This is a genomic window from Enterococcus sp. S86.2 (assembly GCF_059834485.2).
Window position 1 is genome coordinate 1056328 of sequence record NZ_CM206813.1, and the last position, 23316, is coordinate 1079643.

The 23316-nt window shown below is 37.3% G+C and carries 24 protein-coding genes and 1 tRNA gene; 18 read left to right on the forward strand and 7 right to left on the reverse strand.

Annotated elements, in window-relative coordinates; all coding sequences use genetic code 11:
- Window positions 1-70: 70 nt before the first annotated feature.
- From AC6R0T_RS04805 to glyS, 4 genes are all read left to right on the forward strand, one after another.
- A complete protein-coding gene (locus AC6R0T_RS04805) occupies window positions 71-1693 on the forward strand; it encodes a formate--tetrahydrofolate ligase (RefSeq protein WP_526159873.1) in 1623 nt (540 codons plus the stop codon).
- A gap of 335 nt (window positions 1694-2028) precedes the next feature.
- Window positions 2029-2268 (forward strand): hypothetical protein, encoded by a 240-nt coding sequence (locus tag AC6R0T_RS04810; RefSeq protein WP_206903107.1) that lies wholly within the window; start codon window positions 2029-2031, stop codon window positions 2266-2268.
- A 38-nt stretch (window positions 2269-2306) separates the two neighbouring features.
- The gene (gene glyQ / locus AC6R0T_RS04815) at window positions 2307-3221 is read left to right on the forward strand and encodes a glycine--tRNA ligase subunit alpha (RefSeq protein ID WP_303754327.1); all 915 of its coding nucleotides are present in this window, start codon (window positions 2307-2309) and stop codon (window positions 3219-3221) included.
- A gap of 1 nt (window position 3222) precedes the next feature.
- Complete coding sequence (gene glyS, locus AC6R0T_RS04820; protein ID WP_303754326.1) at window positions 3223-5298, forward strand: glycine--tRNA ligase subunit beta; 2076 nt, start codon at window positions 3223-3225, stop codon at window positions 5296-5298.
- Window positions 5299-5346: 48 nt separating this feature from the next.
- Here glyS and AC6R0T_RS04825 read toward each other — a convergent pair whose 3' ends face one another.
- Complete coding sequence (locus tag AC6R0T_RS04825; protein WP_206903104.1) at window positions 5347-6291, reverse strand: membrane protein insertase YidC; 945 nt, start codon at window positions 6289-6291, stop codon at window positions 5347-5349.
- 149 nt (window positions 6292-6440) lie between these two features.
- Window positions 6441-6722 carry an acylphosphatase gene (locus AC6R0T_RS04830; RefSeq protein WP_303754325.1) on the reverse strand — a complete coding sequence of 94 codons (282 nt, stop codon included), beginning with the start codon at window positions 6720-6722 and terminating at the stop codon, window positions 6441-6443.
- A gap of 98 nt (window positions 6723-6820) precedes the next feature.
- On the opposite strand from AC6R0T_RS04830, the gene AC6R0T_RS04835 reads away from it, so the two are divergent.
- Both AC6R0T_RS04835 and AC6R0T_RS04840 read left to right on the forward strand, forming a co-directional pair.
- Complete coding sequence (locus AC6R0T_RS04835) at window positions 6821-7579, forward strand: TrmH family RNA methyltransferase (protein ID WP_303754324.1); 759 nt, start codon at window positions 6821-6823, stop codon at window positions 7577-7579.
- A gap of 117 nt (window positions 7580-7696) precedes the next feature.
- Window positions 7697-8200, forward strand: a complete 504-nt coding sequence (locus AC6R0T_RS04840; RefSeq protein ID WP_206903101.1) for an HD domain-containing protein — start codon at window positions 7697-7699, stop codon at window positions 8198-8200.
- 86 nt (window positions 8201-8286) lie between these two features.
- Here AC6R0T_RS04840 and AC6R0T_RS04845 read toward each other — a convergent pair whose 3' ends face one another.
- Entirely contained in the window at window positions 8287-9489 is a 1203-nt protein-coding gene (locus AC6R0T_RS04845) for a YdcF family protein (protein ID WP_303754323.1), read from the reverse strand.
- A gap of 128 nt (window positions 9490-9617) precedes the next feature.
- On the opposite strand from AC6R0T_RS04845, the gene AC6R0T_RS04850 reads away from it, so the two are divergent.
- Entirely contained in the window at window positions 9618-10112 is a 495-nt protein-coding gene (locus AC6R0T_RS04850; protein WP_303754322.1) for a GyrI-like domain-containing protein, read from the forward strand.
- A gap of 306 nt (window positions 10113-10418) precedes the next feature.
- Here the strand turns inward: AC6R0T_RS04850 and AC6R0T_RS04855 are convergent, their stop codons facing one another.
- The 3 genes from AC6R0T_RS04855 to AC6R0T_RS04865 all read right to left on the reverse strand — a co-directional run bounded on the left by AC6R0T_RS04855 (window position 10419) and on the right by AC6R0T_RS04865 (window position 12592).
- Window positions 10419-11723 (reverse strand): serine hydrolase, encoded by a 1305-nt coding sequence (locus AC6R0T_RS04855; protein ID WP_303754321.1) that lies wholly within the window; start codon window positions 11721-11723, stop codon window positions 10419-10421.
- A 271-nt stretch (window positions 11724-11994) separates the two neighbouring features.
- Window positions 11995-12141 carry a hypothetical protein gene (locus AC6R0T_RS04860; protein WP_206903097.1) on the reverse strand — a complete coding sequence of 49 codons (147 nt, stop codon included), beginning with the start codon at window positions 12139-12141 and terminating at the stop codon, window positions 11995-11997.
- Window positions 12142-12223: 82 nt separating this feature from the next.
- Entirely contained in the window at window positions 12224-12592 is a 369-nt protein-coding gene (locus AC6R0T_RS04865) for a DUF4828 domain-containing protein (RefSeq protein ID WP_303754320.1), read from the reverse strand.
- Window positions 12593-12718: 126 nt separating this feature from the next.
- On the opposite strand from AC6R0T_RS04865, the gene sfsA reads away from it, so the two are divergent.
- From sfsA to AC6R0T_RS04920, 11 genes are all read left to right on the forward strand, one after another.
- The gene (gene sfsA / locus AC6R0T_RS04870) at window positions 12719-13462 is read left to right on the forward strand and encodes a DNA/RNA nuclease SfsA (protein WP_303754319.1); all 744 of its coding nucleotides are present in this window, start codon (window positions 12719-12721) and stop codon (window positions 13460-13462) included.
- Window positions 13463-13492: 30 nt separating this feature from the next.
- Window positions 13493-14515 carry a Gfo/Idh/MocA family protein gene (locus AC6R0T_RS04875; protein WP_303754318.1) on the forward strand — a complete coding sequence of 341 codons (1023 nt, stop codon included), beginning with the start codon at window positions 13493-13495 and terminating at the stop codon, window positions 14513-14515.
- A complete protein-coding gene (locus AC6R0T_RS04880) occupies window positions 14512-15780 on the forward strand; it encodes a DEAD/DEAH box helicase (protein WP_303754317.1) in 1269 nt (422 codons plus the stop codon). The genes AC6R0T_RS04875 and AC6R0T_RS04880 overlap by 4 nt, the downstream gene beginning before the upstream one ends.
- A gap of 54 nt (window positions 15781-15834) precedes the next feature.
- The gene (locus tag AC6R0T_RS04885) at window positions 15835-18540 is read left to right on the forward strand and encodes a sigma-54-dependent transcriptional regulator (RefSeq protein ID WP_303754316.1); all 2706 of its coding nucleotides are present in this window, start codon (window positions 15835-15837) and stop codon (window positions 18538-18540) included.
- Window positions 18541-18682: 142 nt separating this feature from the next.
- Window positions 18683-19006, forward strand: a complete 324-nt coding sequence (locus AC6R0T_RS04890; RefSeq protein ID WP_016172413.1) for a PTS sugar transporter subunit IIB — start codon at window positions 18683-18685, stop codon at window positions 19004-19006.
- A gap of 18 nt (window positions 19007-19024) precedes the next feature.
- Window positions 19025-19357, forward strand: a complete 333-nt coding sequence (locus tag AC6R0T_RS04895; RefSeq protein WP_206903091.1) for a PTS lactose/cellobiose transporter subunit IIA — start codon at window positions 19025-19027, stop codon at window positions 19355-19357.
- A 126-nt stretch (window positions 19358-19483) separates the two neighbouring features.
- Window positions 19484-20905 (forward strand): PTS sugar transporter subunit IIC, encoded by a 1422-nt coding sequence (locus AC6R0T_RS04900; RefSeq protein WP_206903090.1) that lies wholly within the window; start codon window positions 19484-19486, stop codon window positions 20903-20905.
- 173 nt (window positions 20906-21078) lie between these two features.
- Complete coding sequence (locus tag AC6R0T_RS04905) at window positions 21079-21300, forward strand: hypothetical protein (protein WP_206903089.1); 222 nt, start codon at window positions 21079-21081, stop codon at window positions 21298-21300.
- 30 nt (window positions 21301-21330) lie between these two features.
- Window positions 21331-21558 carry a DUF3188 domain-containing protein gene (locus AC6R0T_RS04910; RefSeq protein WP_407649797.1) on the forward strand — a complete coding sequence of 76 codons (228 nt, stop codon included), beginning with the start codon at window positions 21331-21333 and terminating at the stop codon, window positions 21556-21558.
- Window positions 21555-21968, forward strand: a complete 414-nt coding sequence (locus tag AC6R0T_RS04915; protein WP_303754315.1) for a DUF3284 domain-containing protein — start codon at window positions 21555-21557, stop codon at window positions 21966-21968. The genes AC6R0T_RS04910 and AC6R0T_RS04915 overlap by 4 nt, the downstream gene beginning before the upstream one ends.
- 43 nt (window positions 21969-22011) lie before the next feature.
- Entirely contained in the window at window positions 22012-23175 is a 1164-nt protein-coding gene (locus tag AC6R0T_RS04920; protein ID WP_303754314.1) for a GNAT family N-acetyltransferase, read from the forward strand.
- A 32-nt stretch (window positions 23176-23207) separates the two neighbouring features.
- On the opposite strand, the gene AC6R0T_RS04925 is transcribed toward AC6R0T_RS04920, so the two are convergent.
- A tRNA-Arg gene (locus AC6R0T_RS04925) sits at window positions 23208-23281 on the reverse strand.
- Between the last annotated feature and the right edge of the window lie 35 nt (window positions 23282-23316).

The following is a 23316-nucleotide window of genomic DNA, read 5'->3' on the forward strand; positions in this document are numbered from 1 at the left end:
TACACAACCGGTGAATAAAGGGGAGAAAGATTTGACGTTATCAGATATTGAAATTGCACAGCAAGTAGAGATGAAAAATATTACAGAAATTGCTGCAACATTAGGGATTGCATCGACAGATTTAGAATTGTATGGAAATTATAAAGCCAAAATAAAACCAAATGCTAAAAAACCGCTAAAAGGAAAATTAATTTTGGTAACAGCTATTAGTCCCACGCCCGCCGGTGAGGGAAAAACCACCACGGCTGTAGGTTTAGCAGATGCTTTAGGCCATATTGGTAAAAAGGCTGCAATTGCATTGCGAGAACCTTCTTTAGGACCAGTGTTTGGTATTAAAGGAGGCGCAGCTGGTGGCGGCTATGCCCAAGTAGTGCCCATGGAAGATATTAATTTACATTTTACCGGTGATTTTCATGCGATTGGAGCTGCAAATAATTTATTAGCGGCTATGCTAGACAACCATATTCACCAAGGCAATGCATTGGAAATTGATAGCCGTCAAATTACTTGGAAACGCGCAGTTGATATGAATGATCGCCAATTGCGCCACATTGTAGACGGGTTGCAAGGACGTTTGAATGGTGTGCCTAGAGAAGACGGTTTTGAAATCACTGTTGCTTCTGAGATCATGGCAATTTTATGTTTAGCGGCTGATTTGGCAGATTTAAAAAAACGCTTGGAAAAAATTGTTGTTGCCTATCGTTTTGATGGCAATCCGGTTACTTGTGGTGATTTAAAAGCCGCTGGAGCAATGACAGCTTTATTAAAAGATGCTATTAAACCTAACTTAGTCCAAACATTAGAACAAACCCCGGCGTTTATTCACGGTGGACCTTTTGCCAATATTGCCCATGGCTGTAACAGTGTACAAGCGACCAAAATGGCTTTACAATATGCAGATTATGCGGTAACAGAAGCAGGATTTGGCGCAGATTTAGGAGCCGAAAAATTTATGGACATCAAATGCCGACTAGCAAAATTAAAACCGGATGCGGCTGTATTAGTTGCAACTATTCGGGCGTTGAAAATGCATGGTGGTGTCGCTAAAAATGATTTAACGAGTGAAAATGTAGCTGCTGTTGTAGCAGGTCTGCCAAACTTAGAACGCCATTTACACAATTTAAAAGATAATTTTGGTTTGCCGGTAGTTGTTTGTATTAACCAGTTTCCACAAGATACGCCAGCTGAATTAGCAGCTGTAAAAAAAGCGTGCGAAGAGCGTGGAGTAGAAGTAGTTCTTTCAGACGTTTGGGGTACTGGTGGTGCTGGTGGCGTAGAATTAGCCCAAAAAGTAGTCGAATTAGCAGATACACAAAGTGATATAACATTCGCTTATGAGACGAATCTTTCTTTAGTTGAAAAAATTGAAACGATAGCAAAAAAAATCTATGGTGCAAAGGGTGTTGAATTTACACCACAAGCCAAACGAGAATTGGCTAAACTAGCAGAACTTGGGTTTTCCGATTATCCAATTTGTATGGCAAAAACACAATATTCTTTCAGTGACAATCCCAATCTACTAGGTGCACCGAAGGATTTTACGATTACTATTCGCTCGGTTAAGGTTTCAGCTGGGGCAGGTTTTATTGTGGCATTAACAGGAAATATCATGACAATGCCAGGTTTACCGAAAAAACCTGCGGCAGAAAACATTGATGTTGATGAATTTGGTAATATTACCGGTTTGTTTTAATTTTTTAATTGACAAAACTTAGGGTAAACCGCTATGATAAACAAAGATTGATACGGTGAACAAGACGAAAAATAAGCAAATGAACAAGCGATTGCGGGAAAGTGGAAGCCGCAAGCAGGAACTTATTTGGGGGCAACTTGGGAGTATCCAGTTGAATATTTTAAAGCTGCTGAGCAATCAGAAGCAGGGTGGAACCGCGAAGAATTCGTCCCTGCATAGATGAAAATCTATGCAGGGCTTTTTGTTTTTCTTAGGGAAAACTTGAAAAATTTGAAACTGTGTCTTGCGACTATAAATTTAGTAAGCTTAAAAGTTGGTCTAAGGAGGGTGAACAAATGCAATTTGATATGGAAATTAATGCCAATGAATTTAAAGAAAAAAAATTAAAAGTTTTAGCTAATGTGCCGCTGAAAGTTGTGATTAGAGATGATAGTGGTCAACTGGTAGAAGAGTTTATTACCAAACCAAGTCAAATGCTTTATGACTTAGCTTTTCTAACGGAAAAAATGGTAGTGGAAGTTCATTTAATTCCTGGCAATCCAGTTGAATTTTATCCAGTGGTAAATGCTCTTTAAATAATTAAAGGAAATTGAAAATAGTAGGAGGAAATAAAATGAGTAAAAAAATGACTGTGCAAAATATTATTTTGACACTGCAACAATTTTGGTCTGGTAATGGCTGTATGTTAATGCAAGCTTATGATACCGAAAAAGGAGCCGGGACTATGAGTCCTTATACATTTTTGCGCGCAATTGGACCAGAACCTTGGAATGCAGCTTATGTAGAGCCTTCTCGCCGCCCTGCTGATGGTCGTTATGGTGAAAATCCGAATCGTTTATACCAACACCATCAATTTCAAGTTGTCATGAAACCATCTCCAGAAAATATTCAAGAGCTTTATTTAGAAAGCTTGAAATTATTAGGCATTGATCCTTTAGAACACGATATTCGTTTTGTAGAAGACAACTGGGAGAACCCCTCAATGGGCTGTGCTGGTCTTGGTTGGGAAGTTTGGCTTGATGGAATGGAAATTACCCAATTTACGTATTTCCAACAAGTGGGGGGCTTGCCTTGTAAACCAGTTACGTCAGAAATCACCTACGGTTTAGAACGTTTAGCTTCTTATATTCAAGAAGTTGAAAGTGTGTATGACTTAGAATGGGCTGACGGGGTTAAGTACGGAGAGATTTTCCGCCAACCAGAATATGAACATTCAAAATATTCTTTTGAAGTAAGTGACCAAGCGTTGTTATTGGGCAATTTTGACCGCTTTGAATCTGAGGCAAAACGTTGCATCGATCAAGATTTGGTTCATCCAGCCTACGACTATATTTTGAAATGTAGTCACACATTTAACTTATTAGATGCAAGAGGAGCTGTTTCTGTAACAGAGCGTGCGGGTTACTTAGCGCGTATTCGTAATATGGCTAGAGCGGTTGCTAAAATTTTTGTAGCGGAGCGGGCGAAATTAGGTTATCCGTTATTAGCACCTGAAGAAGCGGCAAAATTATTGAAGGAGGAAAACTAAGATGGCAAAAGATTTATTATTGGAGATTGGTTTAGAAGAAATGCCTGCTCATGTAGTAACTCAGAGTATGAAACAATTAGAAAAAAAAGTTAGTGAATTTTTAGCTCATGAAAAATTAGCTTTTTCTTCCATCAAGTCATTTAGTACGCCGCGGCGTTTAGCTGTTCTTATCAGTGAAGTGGCAGAAAAACAAGCTGACACAGAAGAAGAAGTGAAAGGGCCAGCTAAAAAAATCGCGTTAGATGGTGAAGGCAATTGGTCAAAAGCGGCAGAAGGTTTTGTTAGAGGTCAAGGATTGACAACAGAGGCTATTACTTTTAGAGAATTAAAAGGGGTAGAATATGTTTATGTAACAAAGTATGCCAAAGGTAAACCGGCTATTGAAGTATTGGCGGGTTTAAAAGAGGTAATTACAAGTCTAAGCTTTCCGGTGACGATGCATTGGAATAAATATGATTTTGAATATATTCGTCCGATTCACTGGATTGTGGCCTTATTAGGCGAAGAAGTAATTCCATTTTCAATTTTAGATGTTGAAACTGGCAATACAACCAGAGGGCATCGTTTCTTAGGCGATGATGTGACGATTGAAACGGCAAATTCATACGAAGAAAAATTAAATGAACAGTTTGTGATCGCAGATCCTTTAAAACGAAAAGCACTGATTGTGGAACAAATTAATGAAATTGCAACAAAAAATGATTGGCAAGTGGGCTTAGATGAAGATTTACTGGAAGAAGTAAACAACTTGGTGGAATACCCAACTGCTTTTGTTGGTAATTTTGAAGATCGTTTCTTATCAGTACCAGAAGAAGTTTTAGTAACTTCAATGAAAGAACATCAACGCTATTTTGATGTCCGTAATCAAGCTGGTTTACTGTTACCACATTTTATTTCCGCCCGTAATGGTAATGCTGTAAAATTGGATAACGTGATTAAAGGCAATGAAAAAGTATTGACGGCGCGTTTGGAAGATGCGGAATTCTTTTATAAAGAAGACCAAAAATTAACAATTGATGCCTGTGTGGAAAAATTAAAAAATGTGACCTTCCATGAAAAAATCGGTAGCATTTATGAAAAAATGCAACGAGTAGCTGAAATTGCCAAAATTGTTGGAAAAACAGTTGGTTTATCACAAGTACAGCTAGAAGATCTAGCTCGTGCAGCTGAAATTTATAAATTTGACCTTGTGACCAATATGGTGGGAGAATTTCCTGAATTACAAGGTGTAATGGGAGAAAAATATGCGTTATTACAAGGCGAAAAACCAGCAGTAGCAAAAGCTATTCGGGAACACTACTTGCCAATTGCCAGCGAAGGAGAACTTCCAGATTCTGAAATTGGAGCAGTGTTGGCGATTGCCGATAAATTAGATAGTTTATTGTCCTTCTTTGCAGTGGGGATGATTCCAAGTGGTTCAAATGACCCGTATGCATTGCGACGTCAAACCTATGGTATTGTGCGTATTATTGAAAATAAACACTGGGCTTTTCCACTGGTTGAATTGCAAGAGGAAATTAGCGCAGCGATTAGCTTAGATGAAAAACGTTATGGAATAAAATTAGCAAGTAGTCAAATTGAAGTCGTGAACTTTGTAAAAGCACGTTTGAAACAATTTTTATTGACGAAAAACTTGCGTCACGATGTGATTGACGCCGTGATTAATGCAGAACAAAGTAATTTAACTGCGCTATTTTCTTCGGCTAAAATTTTACGTCAACATTTAAATGACCCGGATTTTAAACCATCAATGGAAGCTTTGACCCGGGTAATTAACTTAGCGAAAAAAGCAGAAGTAGAAGACTTAAATGTCAAACCAGAACTTTTTGACAATGAGGCGGAAAAAGCATTATTTGAGGCTGTAACTGACTTAGAAAATCGGTTTGTACGTCAAACGATGGCCCAAAACTACGAGGACTTAACTGCTTTACGACCATTAATTGAAAATTATTTTGATCAAACTATGGTCATGGTTGATGACGATAAAGTTCGTCGTAATCGGTTAACACAATTAAATAAAATTGCTAAAATGGCATTGGCAGTTGCCAGTCTGGATGCATTGATTACAAAAAATTAAAAAAAAGCTACAAAGTTTGCTTAAAAGGCAGACTTTGTAGCTTTTTTGTTATTTACGTTTTTGCTTGCCGGCATTGCGACCTTGTTTGCCGCTGTTACGATTTTTATTTTTCTTCGTATAATCGGCTACGTTTTCTTTCACTTCTTTTGGTGTAACATCTTTTCTTGGTGGTGTTACGACTGTTTTTGGTGGATTTTTTTTCATTTCAGCTTGTACTTGTGCTTTAATTCGTGGCTTCATAATAACGTTAGTAATGAAGGTTTGTAGACAGCTGATTAGACCACCGACTACCCAGTACAAGGTTACCCCAGCTGGTGCACTCATGGACATGAAAACAATCATCAATGGTGAAACAATCAGCATAGAACGCATCGTTTTCTTTTGTTCTTCTGGAACGCCAATTTGTGAGATAAAACCTTGAACCAAATAAAATAGACCAGCGATAACAACGAGGGCAATACTAGGATTACCTAAGTTAATGCCCATGAAAGTAGCGCTTTTTATCCCAGGCGTGAAGCGGGCAGTATAATACAACGCGGAGAAAATCGGCATTTGAATTAATAAAGGTAAACAACCCATTCCACCAAACATGCTGACGTTATTTTCTTTATAGACAGCCTGCATTTCTTGTTGTGCTTTCATTTGTTCTTCTGGAGATGTTGCAGCCTTCAATTTAGCTTGGGCTTGATCGATTTGTGGTTTCAAAAATTGCATTTTTTCAGATTGCACCATCGTTTGTTTTGACTGGTGAATTCCCAAAGGCAATAAGATAATTCTAACAATAATCGTGACCATAATAATGGCTAGACCATAACCCCAGTTGAAGTCTTTTGCCAGGTATTGTAAAAATCCTCCTAGTGGTTCCACTAAAATACGGTAAATCATGCCATCTTTATCTGGGTTACCGTTCTTATCAACGGAAACACAGCCAGAAAGGGTAATCATAATTCCAATCAGACCAGATGCCAATAGCCAGTTTTTTAATTTTGTCATTTGCTTCGTCCTTTACTTTGTAAATTTACACAAAAGTAATCATACTAGAAAAACGGGCAACTGTAAACGTGCTTCACAAAATATTCAAGAATAAAGGCTATGATTCACATAAAAAAGTTAGCGTTATCATAAAAAAAGCGGCTTAGCCGCTAATAGCCAAAGGTCACTTCAAAAGTGTTCCGCTCTTTAATCATTGGATCATCGGTAATATCTAAATAAGTTACGTGACCGGCCGGAGAAGGAGAGGCTTTGACGCCTGCAATAAATTTCTCCATTGCCTCTTGTGGGCCAAAAGCTTCAATTCCCACTGAGCCATCTGCTTCATTCCAAACTGCACCATGAATGCCTAATCGATCTGCTAACATTTTAGTTGTATAACGAAAGCCAACTCCTTGCACTCGGCCTTGTACATTCATTCTTACTTTCCGCATGATAATCACCTCATTTTTATCTTAATTTAATGATAGCTTTTTTGCTGACATCCCACAAGCTTTCTGCTGAAAATGCTATAATAAGGCGAGGTGAAACCATGAAAGAAATTCAATCAAATAAAAATCCGTTAGTTAAAACGTTAAAAAAGCTCCATCAAAAAAAATACCGGGATCAACAAGCCCAATATCTGTTAGAAGGTTTCCACTTAGTTGAAGAGGCCCATAAAAGCGGCGCCCAAATTCAGACTATTTTAGTCAACGAACGTGGTCAAAAAGAATGGGGCGACTTTTTGGCAAATTATGAAGCAATTTGCTATTTGGTACCAGAAACCATTTTAAAAGAACTTTCAGAACAACCAACTCCTCAAGGGATTATTGCAGTGGTAGCCAAAATGAAATCACAAGTGCAATTAAAAAAAGGCGCTTGGATTTTATTAGATCGGGTGCAAGATCCAGGAAATGTGGGAACGATTATTCGAACCGCTGATGCAGCTGGTTACGATGGGGTAATTTTAGGAGAAGGTAGTGCGGATATTTACAGTACTAAAGTTTTGCGGAGTATGCAGGGAAGTAATTTTCACTTGCCGGTTATTCCCATGAATCTTGTTACAGCAATTGAAGCGTTAAAACAACTAGGGGTACCCGTTTATGGTACGCAATTAAATAAAGATGCCAAAAAATTCAATGAAGTACCAAAAGGTGATGTGGCTATTTTGGTTGGCAATGAAGGACAAGGTGTCACCCAAGAGTTGTTGGCGTTAACTGACCAAAATCTTTATATTCCAATTTTGGGACAAGCCGAGTCTTTAAACGTGGGAATTGCAGCGGGGATTTTATTATATTACTTTAAATTGTAGCAATTGAAATATTTTAAAGAACTGTTAAGCTTGAGTCCGCTTTCTTTAAATGTTTAAAAAAGGTGCTATACTTACACTTGTACGAAAAAAGATAAGCTAAAGGTGGCTATTTAATAAATGACTGAAAACTGGCGCAAAGATTCTGAATATATGTCTTATGTAGCAGATTTGCTGGCAACACCTGAAGTACAAAAGTTGAGCCAATACAAACAACACGTAAATTCGACACGTTTGGAACATTCATTAAGTGTTTCTTATTACAGTTATAAATTAGCAAAAAAATGGGGCGGTAATGCAAAAGCAACAGCTAGAGCAGGCCTTTTACATGATCTATTTTACTATGATTGGCGCACGACGAAATTTGACGAAGGTTCTCATGCTTATATGCATCCTAGAATTGCCGTTAAAAATGCGGAAAAAATCACTGAATTATCCCCGTTGGAAAAAGATATTATTTTGAAACATATGTGGGGGGCAACAATTGCGCCACCTAAATATAAAGAAAGTTATATCGTAACGATGGTCGATAAGTATTGTGCAATTAAAGAAGCAGCAGAACCAATGACCAAGTCAATGAAAGTCCGTTTCAATCAGTTGTTTGGACATAAAACTTCATTTTAAAGTAAAAAGGCAGAACAAAAGTTAACTAACTTTTGTTCTGCCTTTTTTGTAGTTCAATTAATGCAGCATTTAATCTTACTTAGCTCTTAACCGATAAAAAATGACATGACAGATAAGAAAATAAAAAGTGCCATAATTAAGCCGCAAATAATAAAATGCCGTTTTTTATGCAATGCGACAATTGCGATATATTCACGCAAAAAGGCATTTGGCAAGTAATAAAGGGCAGTTTTAGCTCCAATTCCATCTGCTTTTAAACCAGCTTGATGGGCATAAATTCCAGCACGAAAAATATGGTAATTGTTGGATGTGAAAATTACTTTATAAGGCAATGGCTGAAGTTGGTCCATGATTTTTTTAGAAAACTGCATGTTTTCTAAGGTGGTAGTAGACTTATCTTCAATTAATAAATCAGCAGCAGCTACACCTTTTGCTTGCGCATAGTTGGCCATTGCCACACCTTCTGGTAGTTTTTCATCTAACCCTTGACCACCAGACATTAAAATCTTTGCGTGTTTATCAGCTACTTTTATTTGATGCTGATAAAATTTAATCGCCACGTCAATGCGTTTGGCTAAAAGTGGGGATACGGTATCGCCGTTTAAAAGTCCTGCTCCAAGGACAATAATATAATCTTGATTTGGTTTAGGATGATTAAATTGATACAAAATAGAAACACTTAAAAAGTTAAAAAAGACTAAGGCAAAATAACCCATCATAAATGGTAGTGCAGCTAAAATCATGGTTAGCCATTCAGGTAAGCGTTGGGCGATGAAAAAATCGTAAATTAAGAAAATCGTTAAAAAGATAGCTAGTAACAAGGTTAGCATATTGGCCAATGAGTGAGATTCTTTGCGTAAAACAATCAGTGCATTCCAGTATAGAAAAATAAGTAAAGAAACAAAACCGAAAATTAAAACCGCCGCTAATAAGACAAGAGCGAGACCCAAAAGTCCAAAAGCAACTATGCTAGAGGTAATGCTGACGTTATAGATTAAATAAAAACCAAAGACAAAAATCAAAATATTAAACAAGACCCCGTTTAATAAGCGAGCTTTATTTTTAAAATAGCTCCATAAAAAAACAGCTAAATAAGCAAGGGGTAAGCTAAAAAAGTACCCGCCGTTCAACATTTCAATGCCCGCAAAATAGAAAATTAGACAAATACAGCTCCAGACGAGACAAAAAAAGATCGTATCAGGGTCTGGCTTTTTTTTACGCCATGAAATTGTTGCCAATACTCCCCCAACTAAAAAAATTGCTAATAAAATTTCTGGTAAAAAATTCATATGTTCAACTCCTTAATCATTTTTAGTATAGCGGATTGTAACTGTTTTGGCTTGTCAAAAAGCTATGATTTTTTAAAAAAGTTATTTTCTAGTACAATAAACATAAATGCGTGGAAAGAAGGGATGAAATGGAGTTAGGTGAAATAAGACGTGTGAGTCTACCAGCTTTTACTGTGATCGGCAAAGAAGGCAAAGGCTTAGCAGCAGAAGGTTCTTCTTGGGTACCATTATTATGGGATGGTGTAAATGAACATTTTGAAGAAATAGCAGCAAATGTGTTCGTGGAACCTGAGGAAATTCATTTGTGGGGACTTATGAGCGATCAAAGTGAGTGGTTGTATCCTTGGAGTGAAATCGGACGGTATTTGGCGGGAATGGCTGTACCCAATGATACAAAAGTACCACTGGGATGGCAAAAGTGGGAGATGCCAGCACTAGAGTATTTCGTAATTAAAACCAATGAGGCAAATTTAGCCGACATGACTGAAAAGATGTTGGTAGAAATTTTACCTCAAAATAATGTCACGTTAACAGCAGCCATTCAAGAACATTATTTACCTGATTTTGCACCAGGGGAAGTTGAGCTGTATTTTCCAATTTCAGCAGTTGTTTCAGCAATTTAAGTATAATCGTAATAATCTTAAATCCTATGATAAAATTTTTATGGCGTACTTTTAAGTGTGCCTGTAATAAAAATTACAACTTCAAAAAACAAGGAACTACCCGTTACAAAAAAAGTAGTACGCGTGACACTTTAAAAAGTGTTCCTCGTACTACTTTTTAACTAGCAGAAAGTGTAAAACTTTCTGCTGAATAAATCCCTCTAGGAAAAATAAGCAAAAAACTTTCAAATTTGAAGCAATTTCTGAAAACTGCATGGGTATTTTTCAAAAGTAGAGGGCGGCTTTGTAGCCATTTGTATGTTCATTTTAAAAAATTGATTGGAAAAAGTTCTCAATTTTGCGGCCGAAGATGACAAAGATATTGGCTTTTTCTACAGCTTTGTCAATTACAATAGAGACTTCATGGCTAGGCGCTTTTTCTAAGTAGCCTAGATTATCTCCTTTTAAGCTGACTGTAGCTTTTCCAATTACATCGCCCTTTTCAACAGGGGCTTTGACAGCACCGTCACTGACTTTTTTAGTGTCAAATTTTGGTGTAATGATTAATTCTTCTGTTAAGTCATCTCTGACCCATAATGTAACGGAATCTTTTAATAAAATAGTCGTTTTTAATTGCTTGCCATCTGTAATGGCAATATTTTTTTGTTTAGGCAGTTGACTACCAGCTTTTAAAACTTCTTTTTGCTGCCAGTGATCGTAACAATAGTCCATTAATTTACCTGTTTCGACAAAACGGGCACTGGGATTATTTTTGTGATCGGTCGCATTTAAAACAACGGTTATAATTCGCTGTCCATCTCTTTGAATCGTGCCAACAAAACAAGCACCGGCTAACTCGGTTGTACCTGTTTTAAGTCCGTCTACGCCTTCTTTGGCATTGATAAATCCTGGAAGCATCCAGTTCCAATTGACCATTTCTACGGGCGATTGGGTATTAGCGCCAAACATTTGGGTGGTAGTCGCAGAAACTTTTAAAACATCGGGATAGTCTTTAATTAAGTGGCTGGCAACAATTGCGACATCTCGTGGGGATAAAAGATTTTCTGCATCCGCCGCAGAGCCGGGATAGCGATTGTCACCCAAATACTGGTTATTTAAACCAGAAGCGTTATAAACTTTAGCATCTTCTATGCCCCAATCTTTTAATTGGACGCGCATTTGGTCGACAAATTTGGCCTCAGATCCAGCAATTTTTTCTGCTAATGCAACAATAGAAGCGTTGGCCGATTGGATAATAGCAGAGTCAAATAATTCTTTAACGGTATAAGTATTTTCTTTGTGTAAAGGAACATTGGAAAGATCTGGGGTGACGCTTAAATTAGCGGCATAATCAGAAATCGCAACAGTATCTTCCCAATTTAGTTTCTTTTCTTTGACAGCTTCTTCGACTAAATAAAGACTGATAATTTTAGTGATGGAGGCAATTCCCATCGGCGTGTCGCCAGCTTGACTATAAAGTATCTTGCCGGTTTTAAAATCAACGGCAATCGCTCCTTTGGCGTTGATTTTAAAATTATTATTAGTTTCCTCAGCGGCTACGACATTGGTGGCAAAGCCAAAGGTAAAACAAAAAAGCAAAAGAGTAAGCAGAATTTGCTGTATTTTTTTCATGATAAGCTCCTTTAATTAGACATTACAAGTTGTAATTCTATCAAAGACTAGCAGACAAAACAATTGTTCCCAATAAAGTTTCGTAAAAAATACAAGAAAAATTATCAAAGAAAATCTAAGGAGGAAAATAAGATAGCATAAGCAGATGAGGCTACGATGAAAATTTTAAAAGTGAAAAGCGAGTTCAATTAAAAAAGCCATCAAAATCAAGAGAGAAAATTAACAATTCTACCTTGATTTTGATGGCTTAATTTACTAGAAATAATGAACTTTAATTGCGGTGGTGATTTTTTACGCGAACAGGAACTTTCTCCATTTGATTTTCGTCATTGATATAACGAAAAACTGCATAGGCTGAAATGCCCAATAATACGACCAAACTAAACATTGTAAATAATGTAATCATCGTTGCAAGCATACTCAAAACCCTCTTTCTATAAGTTACTTTGGCTACGGTTACAAATCCTCACAATTAGTATAACAATAATTATGAAATCAAGCTACTGGAATGCCTTTATTTCTTTTTTGGGGGAAGTTGGCGATAAGATATGGCAGCTACCGTCAATTTCGGTTTCATCATAAAAATGAAGGCGTCCATCTTTTAAAACAAACGTTAACTTATAACCCAGTTCATCTAAAAGAATCAAGTGCTCAGGGGTCAATTCAACCAGAGTCGTTTGAATTGGTTTTAAATTTCTTGTGAGCTGCCAGTTGTCATTAATTGTAAAATGAACTTTTTCCAAAGGCGTCTGATAAAACCAACTTCCGATAAAAACTGAAGGTTGTTGTTTATTTTTATGCCAAAAAATAGTGCCCACCAATCCAGTTAATACAGAAATTCCAAGCAATAACGGAAAATGTTTTTTCATCAGGTATACCTCCTTAGCTAGCAGTGATTGCAGTATAGCACAGGGAATTTTTCTAGCCCTCGGTCTAAAGTTGGAGATTGCAGTATTTTTCTCTTTTATGATAAGATTTAGCCGGCAGGTGAGAAGATGCAATACGAAAATATTAGAATGGCGCATTTTATTGTCAGAGTCAACCGTTTTATTTGTCATTGTAAGTTAATTGAAACCGATGAAGTGGTAGTAGTCCACGTTAAAAATACTGGTCGCGGTAAGGAAGTCTTACTAGCAGGCGCTTTAGTGGCCTTAAATTATCAACCAAGTCCGAAACGAAAAACAGATTATGATCTCGTAGCGGTCAAAAAAGATGCGATGTGGATTAATATTGATAGCCAATTACCAAATGCTTTAGCCTATGAAGGTATTTTGACAGGGAAAATCAACTTACCTCATTTTCCTGGAAAGTTAGCTAGCTTAAAAAGAGAAGTTACTTATGGTAATTCCAAGTTTGATTTATTTGCTAAAAGCGATACGGATGCGAAAGCTTTTATAGAAGTAAAAGGAATGACATTGGAAAATAAAGGCATTGGCGCTTTTCCCGATGCTCCGACTTTACGGGGATTAAAACACGTGAAAGAATTGCAAGTGGCCCACGATGCAGGTTATTTTACCTACGTTTTATTTATTGTTCAATTTGAGAAAATTACAAAAGCGACGATTCATGCTGAGATGCAACCACAATTAGCTGAAAATTTCGCATTAGCAATGGCAGACGGCGTTGAAGTTTTAGCGTATAATTGTAAAGTAGAACCAAATCAGGTCATACTTAAAAAGCAAGTCCCCTTTGATTTGGCTTATCCTTTTATTGATCCCAATGAAGTTAACGACGGTTAAGAAGATTAAAAAAGTAAAGGAGCGAGAAATATGATTAATTTAGGTATTATTGGTACAAACTGGATTACCCATCAATTTGTGGAGGCAGCCCTTGCGACGAAAAAATATGATTTAGTCGCGGTTTATTCCCGTTCGTTGGAAAAAGCTCAAGAATTTGGTCGTCGCTACCATGAAGATATCGAGTATGCAACAGATTTGAAGACTTTTTTCAATTTAACCCATTTGCACACTATCTACATTGCTTCTCCCAATGCGCTCCATTTTGAGCAAGCCAAGGCTGCGATTATTGCAGGGAAAAATGTCATTGTTGAAAAACCAGCTTTTTCAACCCCACAAGAAATGGACGAAATTATCGAATTAGCTAATCTCCACAATGTCTTTTTCTTTGAAGCAGCACGCAATATTCATGAAAAAGCATTTGATACAATTAGTGAGTTTTTACCTTTGAAAGATCATATCATTGGTGCCAACTTTACTTTTATGAAATATTCTTCTCGTTATGATGCTGTTTTAGACGGCGAGGAACCCAATATTTTTTCACCGCAATTTTCAGGTGGCGCCATCATGGACTTAGGTGTTTATCCACTATATGCGGCGTTAGGTTGGTTTGGTGTGCCCCAAAAAGCCCATTACTTTGCCCGCAAAATTGCAACGGATGTCGATGGCATTGGCACGATTATTTTACGCTATGATTTATTTGACGTCACCATTTTACAAGGAAAAATTGGCGATTCGTTTTTACCATCTGAAATTTATTTTGACAATGGGACTTTGACTTTAAATGGCATCAATTCTTTTGAAAAAGCAGAGTTTTATGATCGGAATGCTAAAAAACGGCTTTTATTGCCAATTACCTTAAAAGAAAATCCAATGGAGGAAGAAGCACTGGCATTTGCCAATGTAATGAATCATCCAACCGATAAAAATCAAGGTGTTTTATATGAAGAATGGGTTGAATTAGCCCGAAATGTGAACCAATTAATTTACGATTTGCGGCAGCAAGCAGGGATTAGCTTTGCTGCTGATAAAAAAGATGAGGAAAAAAATTCATGATACCAGAAAGTTTACCGGCAACTCTTTTAGAGCAATGGAAAAAAGCCGGCTATGAAAATGCATCACTAATTCAAAAGCAAGTTTTTGAACCTTTAAAAACGCGACAAAATGTTGTAGGCGTGGCACCAACTGGTTCCGGCAAAACAGTTGCTTATTTACTACCAAGTCTAATGCAAGTAACTCCAGGTGGTGGTAATCAATTGCTGATTTTGACTGCTTCCCAAGAATTAGCGATGCAAGTGCTTGAGACGGCTCGTTTTTGGATAGAGAAAACGCAATTGAAGGTACAACCTTTAATTGGTGGTGCCAATACAAAGCGTCAACTAGAAAAGTTAAAAGAAAAACCAGAAATTTTAATCGGTACTGCTGGCCGTGTGTTGGAATTGATGAAAACTAAAAAAATTAAAAGTCATCAGTTACAAACAGTTATTTTTGACGAAGCCGACCAATTGTTAGCTGGCCAGGCCTTAGAAATTGCCAAAGGAATATTGCAACATCTAGATCGATCTTGTCAGTTGAATTTCTTTTCAGCAACTGCTTTAAGTGTCTTGCCAGAAATTAAAACGATTACCAAAGATGATTTTACACTGATTGATGTCACCAAAGAAGATAATAGTCAAGGTGAAGTTGCTCATCTTTATTTAATGACTTCAAAGCGTAAAAAAGCAGATACGTTAAAAAAATTATTACATGTGGCAGATTTTCGCAGTTTGATCTTCTTTAATGAAGTAGCAGAGCTTGGGGCAGTAGCAGAAAAATTGCAATATCACAACCTACCAGTAGCAACACTGGCCTCTGATCAAAATAAAATGTTACGCAAAACCGCGTTACAGGCTTTTAAAGCAGATAAAATTAAGGGATTATTGACTACCGATGTTGCTGCTCGCGGTCTTGATTTAGCTGATTTACCGATGATTGTCAATGTAGAAGTACCTATGGACGATGCTAGTTACCTCCACCGTGCTGGTCGTGTGGGGCGAATGGGTAAAAAAGGGACCGTTATTACGCTAGTGGCAGAAAATGATTTATCTTACTTAAAAAAAATGACGAAAAAAATGGCGTTGCCTTTAAAGGAAGTTTTTCTTTATGGCGGTCAGCTTGTTGACACGCGTCCTGTTATTAATGAAAATGAGAAAAAATCTCAGAAGATGCCGATTGAAAAAGAAAAGCCAAAGCCTAAATTGCACACTAAAGAGAGTATTGTCAAAAAGAAAAATAAGAAACGTCACAAGAAACAAAAAAATATTGGAAAAAGGCGCGTTTAGCGCCTTTTTTTGTGCTATTCTTAGAGTGTAAAAAAATTAGGCAAGGAGCTTGTCATGAATTCACGGAAAGAAGAAATCTTACACACATTAGAAATGCGCAAACAAGGAATGACGGCTGTTCAGATTGCGGAGTTATTAAATATTGATAGAACCAATGCCAGCCGCTATTTAAATGAATTGGCAAAAGAGCAACGGATTGTAAAAAATCCTGGTCGACCAGTAATCTATGAACCCTTATCAGAAGAACAAGTACATGTTGATAATTCTTCTGCAGTGACCTTTGATGCGTTAGTGGGGGAGACAGGTTCTTTAAAGGTAGCCATTCAACAAGCCAAAGCCGCAATTTTATATCCACCGCGGGGACTACATACTATTATTTTTGGTGATACTGGAACAGGGAAGTCACTTTTTGCCGAGTGTATGTATCAGTTTGCGTTAAAATCCCAAACCTTAAAAAAAGATGCTCCTTTTGTATCCTTTAATTGTGCGGATTACGCACAAAACCCGCAATTATTATTTGGTCACATTTTTGGGATTAAAAAAGGGGCTTATACGGGAGCTAATGAAGATAGCCCAGGTTTAATTGCTAAAGCTGACAATGGCATACTATTTTTAGATGAAATTCATCGCCTACCTCCAGAAGGACAAGAAATGCTCTTTACCTTTATTGATAAAGGGGTCTATCGTCCACTCGGAGAAAGTAATAAAACCTATGAGGCTGCAGTCCAAATTATTGGGGCGACAACAGAATCCTCAGAGAATTTTTTGACAACATTTAATCGCCGCATTCCAATGTCGATTACATTGCCAAGTATCAAGGCCCGCTCTTTGGATGAACGGTATGAAATCATTACGCTATTTATTAAACAAGAAGCTAACCGCTTAAAACAAAAGATTGAAGTAGAACAAGATGCGATTATTGCATTTATGTTATACCAAGCTGAAGGTAATATTGGGCAAATAAAGCGAGATTTAAAATTAGTCTGTGCCAAAGCATTCTTACATTACCGAACCAAACAACAAGACAGTCTGTTGGTCCGCAAGGAAGATTTATCTCTGCCGGTCCAAAAAGGGCTGTTAATGCGCAAAGACTACAGCGAAGATTTAAAACAGTTTTTGGAAGGCAAGGGAAACTTACTTAGCTTTGAGCCTGGTGCAACCGAAGTAGTATGGAGTCAAGATCCAGAACGGAATATGCAAGTTTACAATGCAATTGAAGAAAAAGTCACCACATTATCTGACCAAGAGTTAAACAACGTTGATTTAGAGCAATTGATTTTAGGAGATGTGGATGCTTATTTTGAAACATATGTTGAGGAATTAACGCAAAGTACATTGCACAAGGAATTGCTACCTAAAGAGATTTGGCAGTTGACCAGTGAACTTTATGAAGTGGCTGAAGAGCGCTTGGAGCGAAAATACAATGAAAAGGCCCGCTTTGCTTTTGCGCTCCATTTGCAAAGCACGATCGAACGTTTAAAAGATGGGCATACGATTATTCATCCGGATTTAAATAATATCCGAAAAAACTTTAAACAAGAATTTCAAGTGGCACTCGATTTGTCTACTATTATTGAAGAACGCTGTCACATTGAGATTCCTTTTGATGAGATCGGTTTTATTAGTATGTTTTTATCCATTCAAGTGGGACAAAATACCGCATTACCAGAAAAAAACGTTGAGGTTATCGTATTGATGCACGGTAAGCAAACGGCAACTTCAATGTTAGAAACAGCCCAAGAATTATTAGATACTACAACAGGTATCGCCTTTAACATGAGTTTGGATATGGAAGTCCAAACCATTTACAATCAATTGTTAAGCTATGTGCAACAAAATGAGGCAAAACTGACCGGCGGCATTTTACTTCTGACAGATATGGGGTCTTTGAATTCTTTTGGTGATCTAATTTATGAAGAGACCGGTATTCGAACAAAAGCAGTATCTATGACTAGTACGATGGTGGTTTTAGAAGCACTGCGGATGGTGGACATGGGAAGGACTTTAGAAGATATTTATCAAAATACATTGTTGTCTTTTAAAGCAATTGTAAAAGATGAGTTCAATCTTCATAAGAAAAAACAAAAGAAAGCCGTCGTTGTAACCTGTTTTACCGGCGAAGGTGTTGCTAGTAAATTATATGAGCGCATTACACCGGTAGTTGATAAATCTCAAACAGAAGTCATTCAAATGCAATTTATTGAAAAAAATGCTTTCTTACAACACATTGACGCACTAATGGCGGAATATGATATTAAAGCAATTGCCGGAACCGTAGAAATTGATTATCAAAATATTCCTTTCTTTTCAGCTTATGAAATATTTGATAACGAGCGATTGCGTGTATTAAAACAAATCGTAAACGATGATATCCCCCTTGAAAAAATTGGGAAGTCCCTCCAAGAAGCCTTAACGAGTGTGAGTGGGGTCGAACAGTTGATGATGCAATTGCAACAGCTTTTACATCATGTTGAAGGACAAATGCATGCAGTTTTAGAACCAAGTGTGGATGCGGGCATTATGATCCATCTTGCCTTTTTAATTGATAATTTGCGAAATGGCGGAACTTCACGACAATTTGATAATTTAACTAGTTTTCAAAAGAAATATCGCTTGGAGTGTGATTTACTGAGAACGAGCCTAATGCCAATTGCCAAAAATTATCAGGTCGAATTTAGTGATGATGAGATTGCCTATATCGTCCAAATGATCCAACAAAATAAAATCACCAGTACGTATCCGCTTACACAGAAAAATTAGTGTGTAATTTGTGTGTGTGTTCTGTGTATTAAAAAACAACGAGTAAAACGCTTTAATAACAGCGTTTTACTCGTTGTTTTATTTTGGCACACTTCTTGCATTATAGTTAAGTGTAAGATAAATGAAAAAGAGGTGAGATAAAATGGCAAAAGAAACAATTATGTTAGTTTGTTCAGCAGGGATGAGTACAAGTTTACTTGTGACCAAGATGGAAAAAGCAGCTGAAGAAAAAGGTATTGATGCCGACATCTTCGCAGTTTCAGCATCTGAAGCAGACAATATTTTGGAAGAAAAAAATGTTGATGTATTATTACTTGGCCCACAAGTTCGCTTTATGAAAGCGCAATTTGAACAAAAAGTTGCACCAAAAGGCATCAAATTAGATGTTATCAACATGGCAGATTACGGCATGATGAATGGTGAAAAAGTTTTGGCGCAAGCTGAAAAATTGATGAATGAAGAATAATCGTTAGGAGGGAATTTTGTGGAAGAACAACAAAGCTTGGAAGCCATCATGGGTTTGATCATGTATGGTGGGAATGCCAAAAGTGATGCGATGGAAGCAATTCAAGCCGCTAAAAAAGGTGATTTTGAATTAGCAGATAAAAAAATCGCAGACGCGGAAAATTCTCTGACTGAAGCACATCATTCACAAACCAATATGTTAACCCAAGAAGCACAAGGCAAACATGTTGCTGTAACACTTTTGACTGTTCACAGTCAGGATCATTTAATGACTGCCATTGCTGTCACTGATTTAGCAAAAGAAATTATTGATGTTTATCGCAAAATGGCAAAAATGGAAGCCGAAAAATAGGCTTGCTACAGGTTTATTAAATAATTAGCTTACTGCTAGGCAGGTGAGCAGTTTAAAACATCTTTTTTATACGTGGTTGTTTGTTAAAAGGATGATACCTGTAATTTTTTATTAGGAGGAAATAAAATGGATGCATTAACAGCGTGGTTAGAGAAGCACGTGCTTCCGATCGCAGCAAAAATTGGTTCCCAAAAACATTTGGTTGCTTTACGGGATGCCTTTATTGGCACGATGCCTGCTACTATGGCCGGTTCAGTAGCCGTTATGATCAACGCAATTATTCGTGATTTACCAGGGCAATTTATCTCAACTTGGGGTGCCAGCATTGCTGAAGGAAAAGGTATCTTTGCTCTTATTAGTACGATCATTACAATCAATGGTTACGTTTGGAATGGTACATTAGCAATCGCCGGGATTATCTTCGCCTTTTCATGGGGCTTTAACTTAGCTCGTGCTTATGGTGTTAATGATTTAGCCGGTGGTATCGTGTCTCTTGCGGCCGCTATTTCTGGTGTAACGTATTCTTACTCTGGTACATTAGCACAAAAAATGCCTGCAGACTTAGTTGATCAAATCAATGCGAATTCTGCAACAAGCGGTTGGTCTGCAACTGCTGATGGCATTACAGCAAATGCGTGGGGCTGGATTCCATTAAACAACATGGATGCAAACTTCTACTTTACCGCAATGATTGTTGGTTTTGTAGCAAGTATTATCTTCTGTAAATTAATGTTGGCTAATATTACTATCAAAATGCCAGAACAAGTGCCACCAGCAGTTTCAAAAGCTTTTGCCGCAATTATTCCTGCGACAGCTGCTTTATATGCAGTAGCACTTTTCTACTGGATCTTCTCTAAATTAGTTCCAGGTATGACATTATTGGCTTGGATTCAAGAAATGATTGCTAAACCATTGCTTGGTTTCTCTCAAGGTTACGGCGCCGTATTAATTGTGACTTTATTCGTACAATTATTCTGGTTCTTCGGGATTCATGGTACCAACGTATTAGCACCAATTTTAGAAGGTGTATTCTCTGTAGCACAACTTAAAAACGTTAACTTGTTCCAAGAAGGCGGTATGTCTGCCGTTATCGACGATGGTTACAAATGGGTTCGTGGTTCATTTGATATTTATGCATGGTTTGGCGGTGCCGGTGGTACCTTGATGCTTTTGATTGCGATTTTAATCTTCTCAAAACGCGCAGATTACCGTGCAGTTGGTACTTTGGGTGTTGGCCCTGGTATCTTCAATATTAACGAACCAGTTATGTTCGGGATGCCAATTGTATTAAACGCATTGTTATTCATTCCTTATATCTTAGCGCCACTAGTATCTGTTTCAATCGGTTTCTTTGCAACACAAGCTGGTTGGGTAAACCCAGTATCACAACAAGTTGTTTGGGTAACACCACCAATTCTAAATGCATTGTTAGCGACAGCAATGGACTGGCGTGCAGTAGTTGTTTCAATCATTTGTATGGCTGTAACATTTGTAATTTACACACCATTTGTTATTGCAGCAAATAAGATTCAACCAACTGATTTATAAAATGTCGAAGAACTGTTTTCGCTTCCCAAAGAGGTGGAAGCAGTTCTTTTCTTATGAAGGATTTTATGGGAAAATAAAACCGTCAAGGCAGTTTAACTAGGTATAGAAAGCTTTGCTGTAAAAAAGTTAAATGTGCAATCTAGGAGTAATAAATTTATTAAGGAGGAATTTTCATGATTAGTATTGCAAGTGCGATGCAACAAGAAGAAATAAAAAAATTATTGGCTGAGTATAATGAAGCTGGGATCAGCTATTCTTTCAAAGAAAAAAAAGGGATCAAATTATATTTTGAAGTAACTGGTGACCAGGAGCAAGCAGCAACTACTGCAAAACAATTAATTAAAGCACAGCCTTGGGGATCTGTTTTATATTTCCAAGCTGCAGTAGAAGCATAAATAAAAACATAAAGCAGCGCTTTAGAAAAAATGGATTTAACAACAGGTGTAAAAGTAGGAAGTAGGATGATAAATATGGTAAAAAATGGCTTGTTTTTATGTAGTATCGGCTTTTTAATCACTATTTATAGTTTTAGCGGACCATCGCAACAAATGAATGTAGGACGTTTGATAGTAGGGTTAGCGTTTATTTTGGTTGGTGGACTATTATTTCTAAAAGGCAAAACGCCAAAACGTGAAAGAGGCGATAAAGCATGAAAGTAGAAAAAAATTTGAATATTTCAGCAGAAAAATTTTTTGATAAGATGATGGACTCAGTTATTTTCGATGTCAGAAAAGCGACGGGGGAAAATATTACACGCAAACAATTAAAAAATCTTTCCTACGTGAAGCAATTTTCGAAAAATAGCAGTGCCAAAATTACAATTGAAGAATTGGTTGAAAATCAAATATATCAATTTAAAACCTCAACAAGCCGTAACGAATTTGTCGTCCGCTATGAAATTACACCAATTAACGACAAGACTTGTAAAGTCAGCTATAACGAAAATATGCAATCTTTTGGTTTTATGCAGCAAATGAATGATATGATTTTAGGCATTATGCTAGGATTTTTCCGCAAGCGCCAGTTTGGTAAGATGCTAGAAAATATGGCAAATGCCAATTAAAAAGGGGGCTATGGCCACCTTTTTTCGTTTGGAGGGAAAACCGGTGACAATTGTAAAGATGAAATCAGATTTTAATGACCAGATGTTTGACTTGGCGGCTTATGCTTTTGCTCGTGAGAAGAGCGCTACAAAAGTTGAACGTTTTGAATATCTGGCCCGAAATTCTAAAAACTATGGTTCTTTGGCTGAAAAGAAATTGGTTAGTCAAATTATGGCTACGCCTTTTTTAGTCAATTTTTGGAATCAGACGTTTGAAATGAGGGGAATTGGCTATGTTTCCAGTTATCCTGAATTCCGCAAACAAGGTCGTATTGATAAGCTTATGAAACAAGTGCTAGAAGACAGTTATGATGAGGGCGTACAGTTAGCTTATTTAGCACCGTTTTCCTATCCTTTTTATCGCCGCTATGGCTATGAGACAGCATTTTTGCAAATTCGTTATGAGGCTCCAGCAGAAAAATGGCCTTTTGGCGGTCAAAGTCACGGTAAAGTCAGCCGTGTTTCTTTTGAAGTAGCGCAAAAGAATATGGCAGAAATTTATCAAAAAAGTACTGAAAGTATGCGTGGGGGAATGTTGCGGGCTGAGTGGTGGTTTACCTACAAATTTTCTTTGCATAAAAATTTTAACTTTGCACTATATGAAGAAAACGGGGTAATGTGTGGTTACGTTGTTTATCAAATTAGCGTCGATAAATTGGAAATCATAGAATTAGTGGCCTTGTCAGAAAAAGGAAAAAGAAGTTTACATGATTTTATTGCAGCACATAGCGGCACGGTCAAAACAATTCATTGGACGCATCCGTTTGGCGGTACAACCAAATTACTGCAAGTTTTGGATCCACAAGTAGAAGTGAAGATTTTACCTTATATGATGGCGCGGGTTGTCAATGTGGCGACCTTTTTAAAATCATTTCCTTGGCAAGAAAAGATTCTGTCAGATTTCGCTATTGAAATTTATCAGGATAATTATTTGCCAGCTAATAATGGTATATACGAGATTTATCCAGATGGGAATGTTTCCAAGGTTAAAGAAAGTTTGCTGCCAAAGATTAAAGCCACGCCACAAAGCTTTACACAGTTGTTTTTAGGTAGTGTGAAGATCAAATCTTTACAGGCAGAAGAAAAAATTGATGTAACACCAGAGCTGGCTTATGCCTTAGAAAAATTGCTACCATCAGAAAAACCGCTGCTAGCGGACTATTTTTAAAATAAAAAAGAAGCCCTAAACGGACTTCAAAACGTTCCCGACTGGAATTGAACCAGCGGCCTGTCGCTTAGGAGGCGACCGCTCTATCCGACTGAGCTACGGGAACATACTGTTATATTTTAGCCTGAAGTGATAAAGGAT

Bases quoted from the DNA above. Each gene is read 5' to 3' on its own strand.
- AC6R0T_RS04805 (WP_526159873.1), top strand. From the start codon at position 71: ATGAAAAATATTACAGAAATTGCTGCAACATTAGGGATTGCATCGACA.
- AC6R0T_RS04810 (WP_206903107.1), top strand. From the start codon at position 2,029: ATGCAATTTGATATGGAAATTAATGCCAATGAATTTAAAGAAAAAAAA.
- glyQ (WP_303754327.1), top strand. From the start codon at position 2,307: ATGAGTAAAAAAATGACTGTGCAAAATATTATTTTGACACTGCAACAA.
- glyS (WP_303754326.1), top strand. From the start codon at position 3,223: ATGGCAAAAGATTTATTATTGGAGATTGGTTTAGAAGAAATGCCTGCT.
- AC6R0T_RS04825 (WP_206903104.1), bottom strand. From the start codon at position 6,291: ATGACAAAATTAAAAAACTGGCTATTGGCATCTGGTCTGATTGGAATT.
- AC6R0T_RS04830 (WP_303754325.1), bottom strand. From the start codon at position 6,722: ATGCGGAAAGTAAGAATGAATGTACAAGGCCGAGTGCAAGGAGTTGGC.
- AC6R0T_RS04835 (WP_303754324.1), top strand. From the start codon at position 6,821: ATGAAAGAAATTCAATCAAATAAAAATCCGTTAGTTAAAACGTTAAAA.
- AC6R0T_RS04840 (WP_206903101.1), top strand. From the start codon at position 7,697: ATGACTGAAAACTGGCGCAAAGATTCTGAATATATGTCTTATGTAGCA.
- AC6R0T_RS04845 (WP_303754323.1), bottom strand. From the start codon at position 9,489: ATGAATTTTTTACCAGAAATTTTATTAGCAATTTTTTTAGTTGGGGGA.
- AC6R0T_RS04850 (WP_303754322.1), top strand. From the start codon at position 9,618: ATGGAGTTAGGTGAAATAAGACGTGTGAGTCTACCAGCTTTTACTGTG.
- AC6R0T_RS04855 (WP_303754321.1), bottom strand. From the start codon at position 11,723: ATGAAAAAAATACAGCAAATTCTGCTTACTCTTTTGCTTTTTTGTTTT.
- AC6R0T_RS04860 (WP_206903097.1), bottom strand. From the start codon at position 12,141: ATGCTTGCAACGATGATTACATTATTTACAATGTTTAGTTTGGTCGTA.
- AC6R0T_RS04865 (WP_303754320.1), bottom strand. From the start codon at position 12,592: ATGAAAAAACATTTTCCGTTATTGCTTGGAATTTCTGTATTAACTGGA.
- sfsA (WP_303754319.1), top strand. From the start codon at position 12,719: ATGCAATACGAAAATATTAGAATGGCGCATTTTATTGTCAGAGTCAAC.
- AC6R0T_RS04875 (WP_303754318.1), top strand. From the start codon at position 13,493: ATGATTAATTTAGGTATTATTGGTACAAACTGGATTACCCATCAATTT.
- AC6R0T_RS04880 (WP_303754317.1), top strand. From the start codon at position 14,512: ATGATACCAGAAAGTTTACCGGCAACTCTTTTAGAGCAATGGAAAAAA.
- AC6R0T_RS04885 (WP_303754316.1), top strand. From the start codon at position 15,835: ATGAATTCACGGAAAGAAGAAATCTTACACACATTAGAAATGCGCAAA.
- AC6R0T_RS04890 (WP_016172413.1), top strand. From the start codon at position 18,683: ATGGCAAAAGAAACAATTATGTTAGTTTGTTCAGCAGGGATGAGTACA.
- AC6R0T_RS04900 (WP_206903090.1), top strand. From the start codon at position 19,484: ATGGATGCATTAACAGCGTGGTTAGAGAAGCACGTGCTTCCGATCGCA.
- AC6R0T_RS04905 (WP_206903089.1), top strand. From the start codon at position 21,079: ATGATTAGTATTGCAAGTGCGATGCAACAAGAAGAAATAAAAAAATTA.
- AC6R0T_RS04910 (WP_407649797.1), top strand. From the start codon at position 21,331: ATGGATTTAACAACAGGTGTAAAAGTAGGAAGTAGGATGATAAATATG.
- AC6R0T_RS04915 (WP_303754315.1), top strand. From the start codon at position 21,555: ATGAAAGTAGAAAAAAATTTGAATATTTCAGCAGAAAAATTTTTTGAT.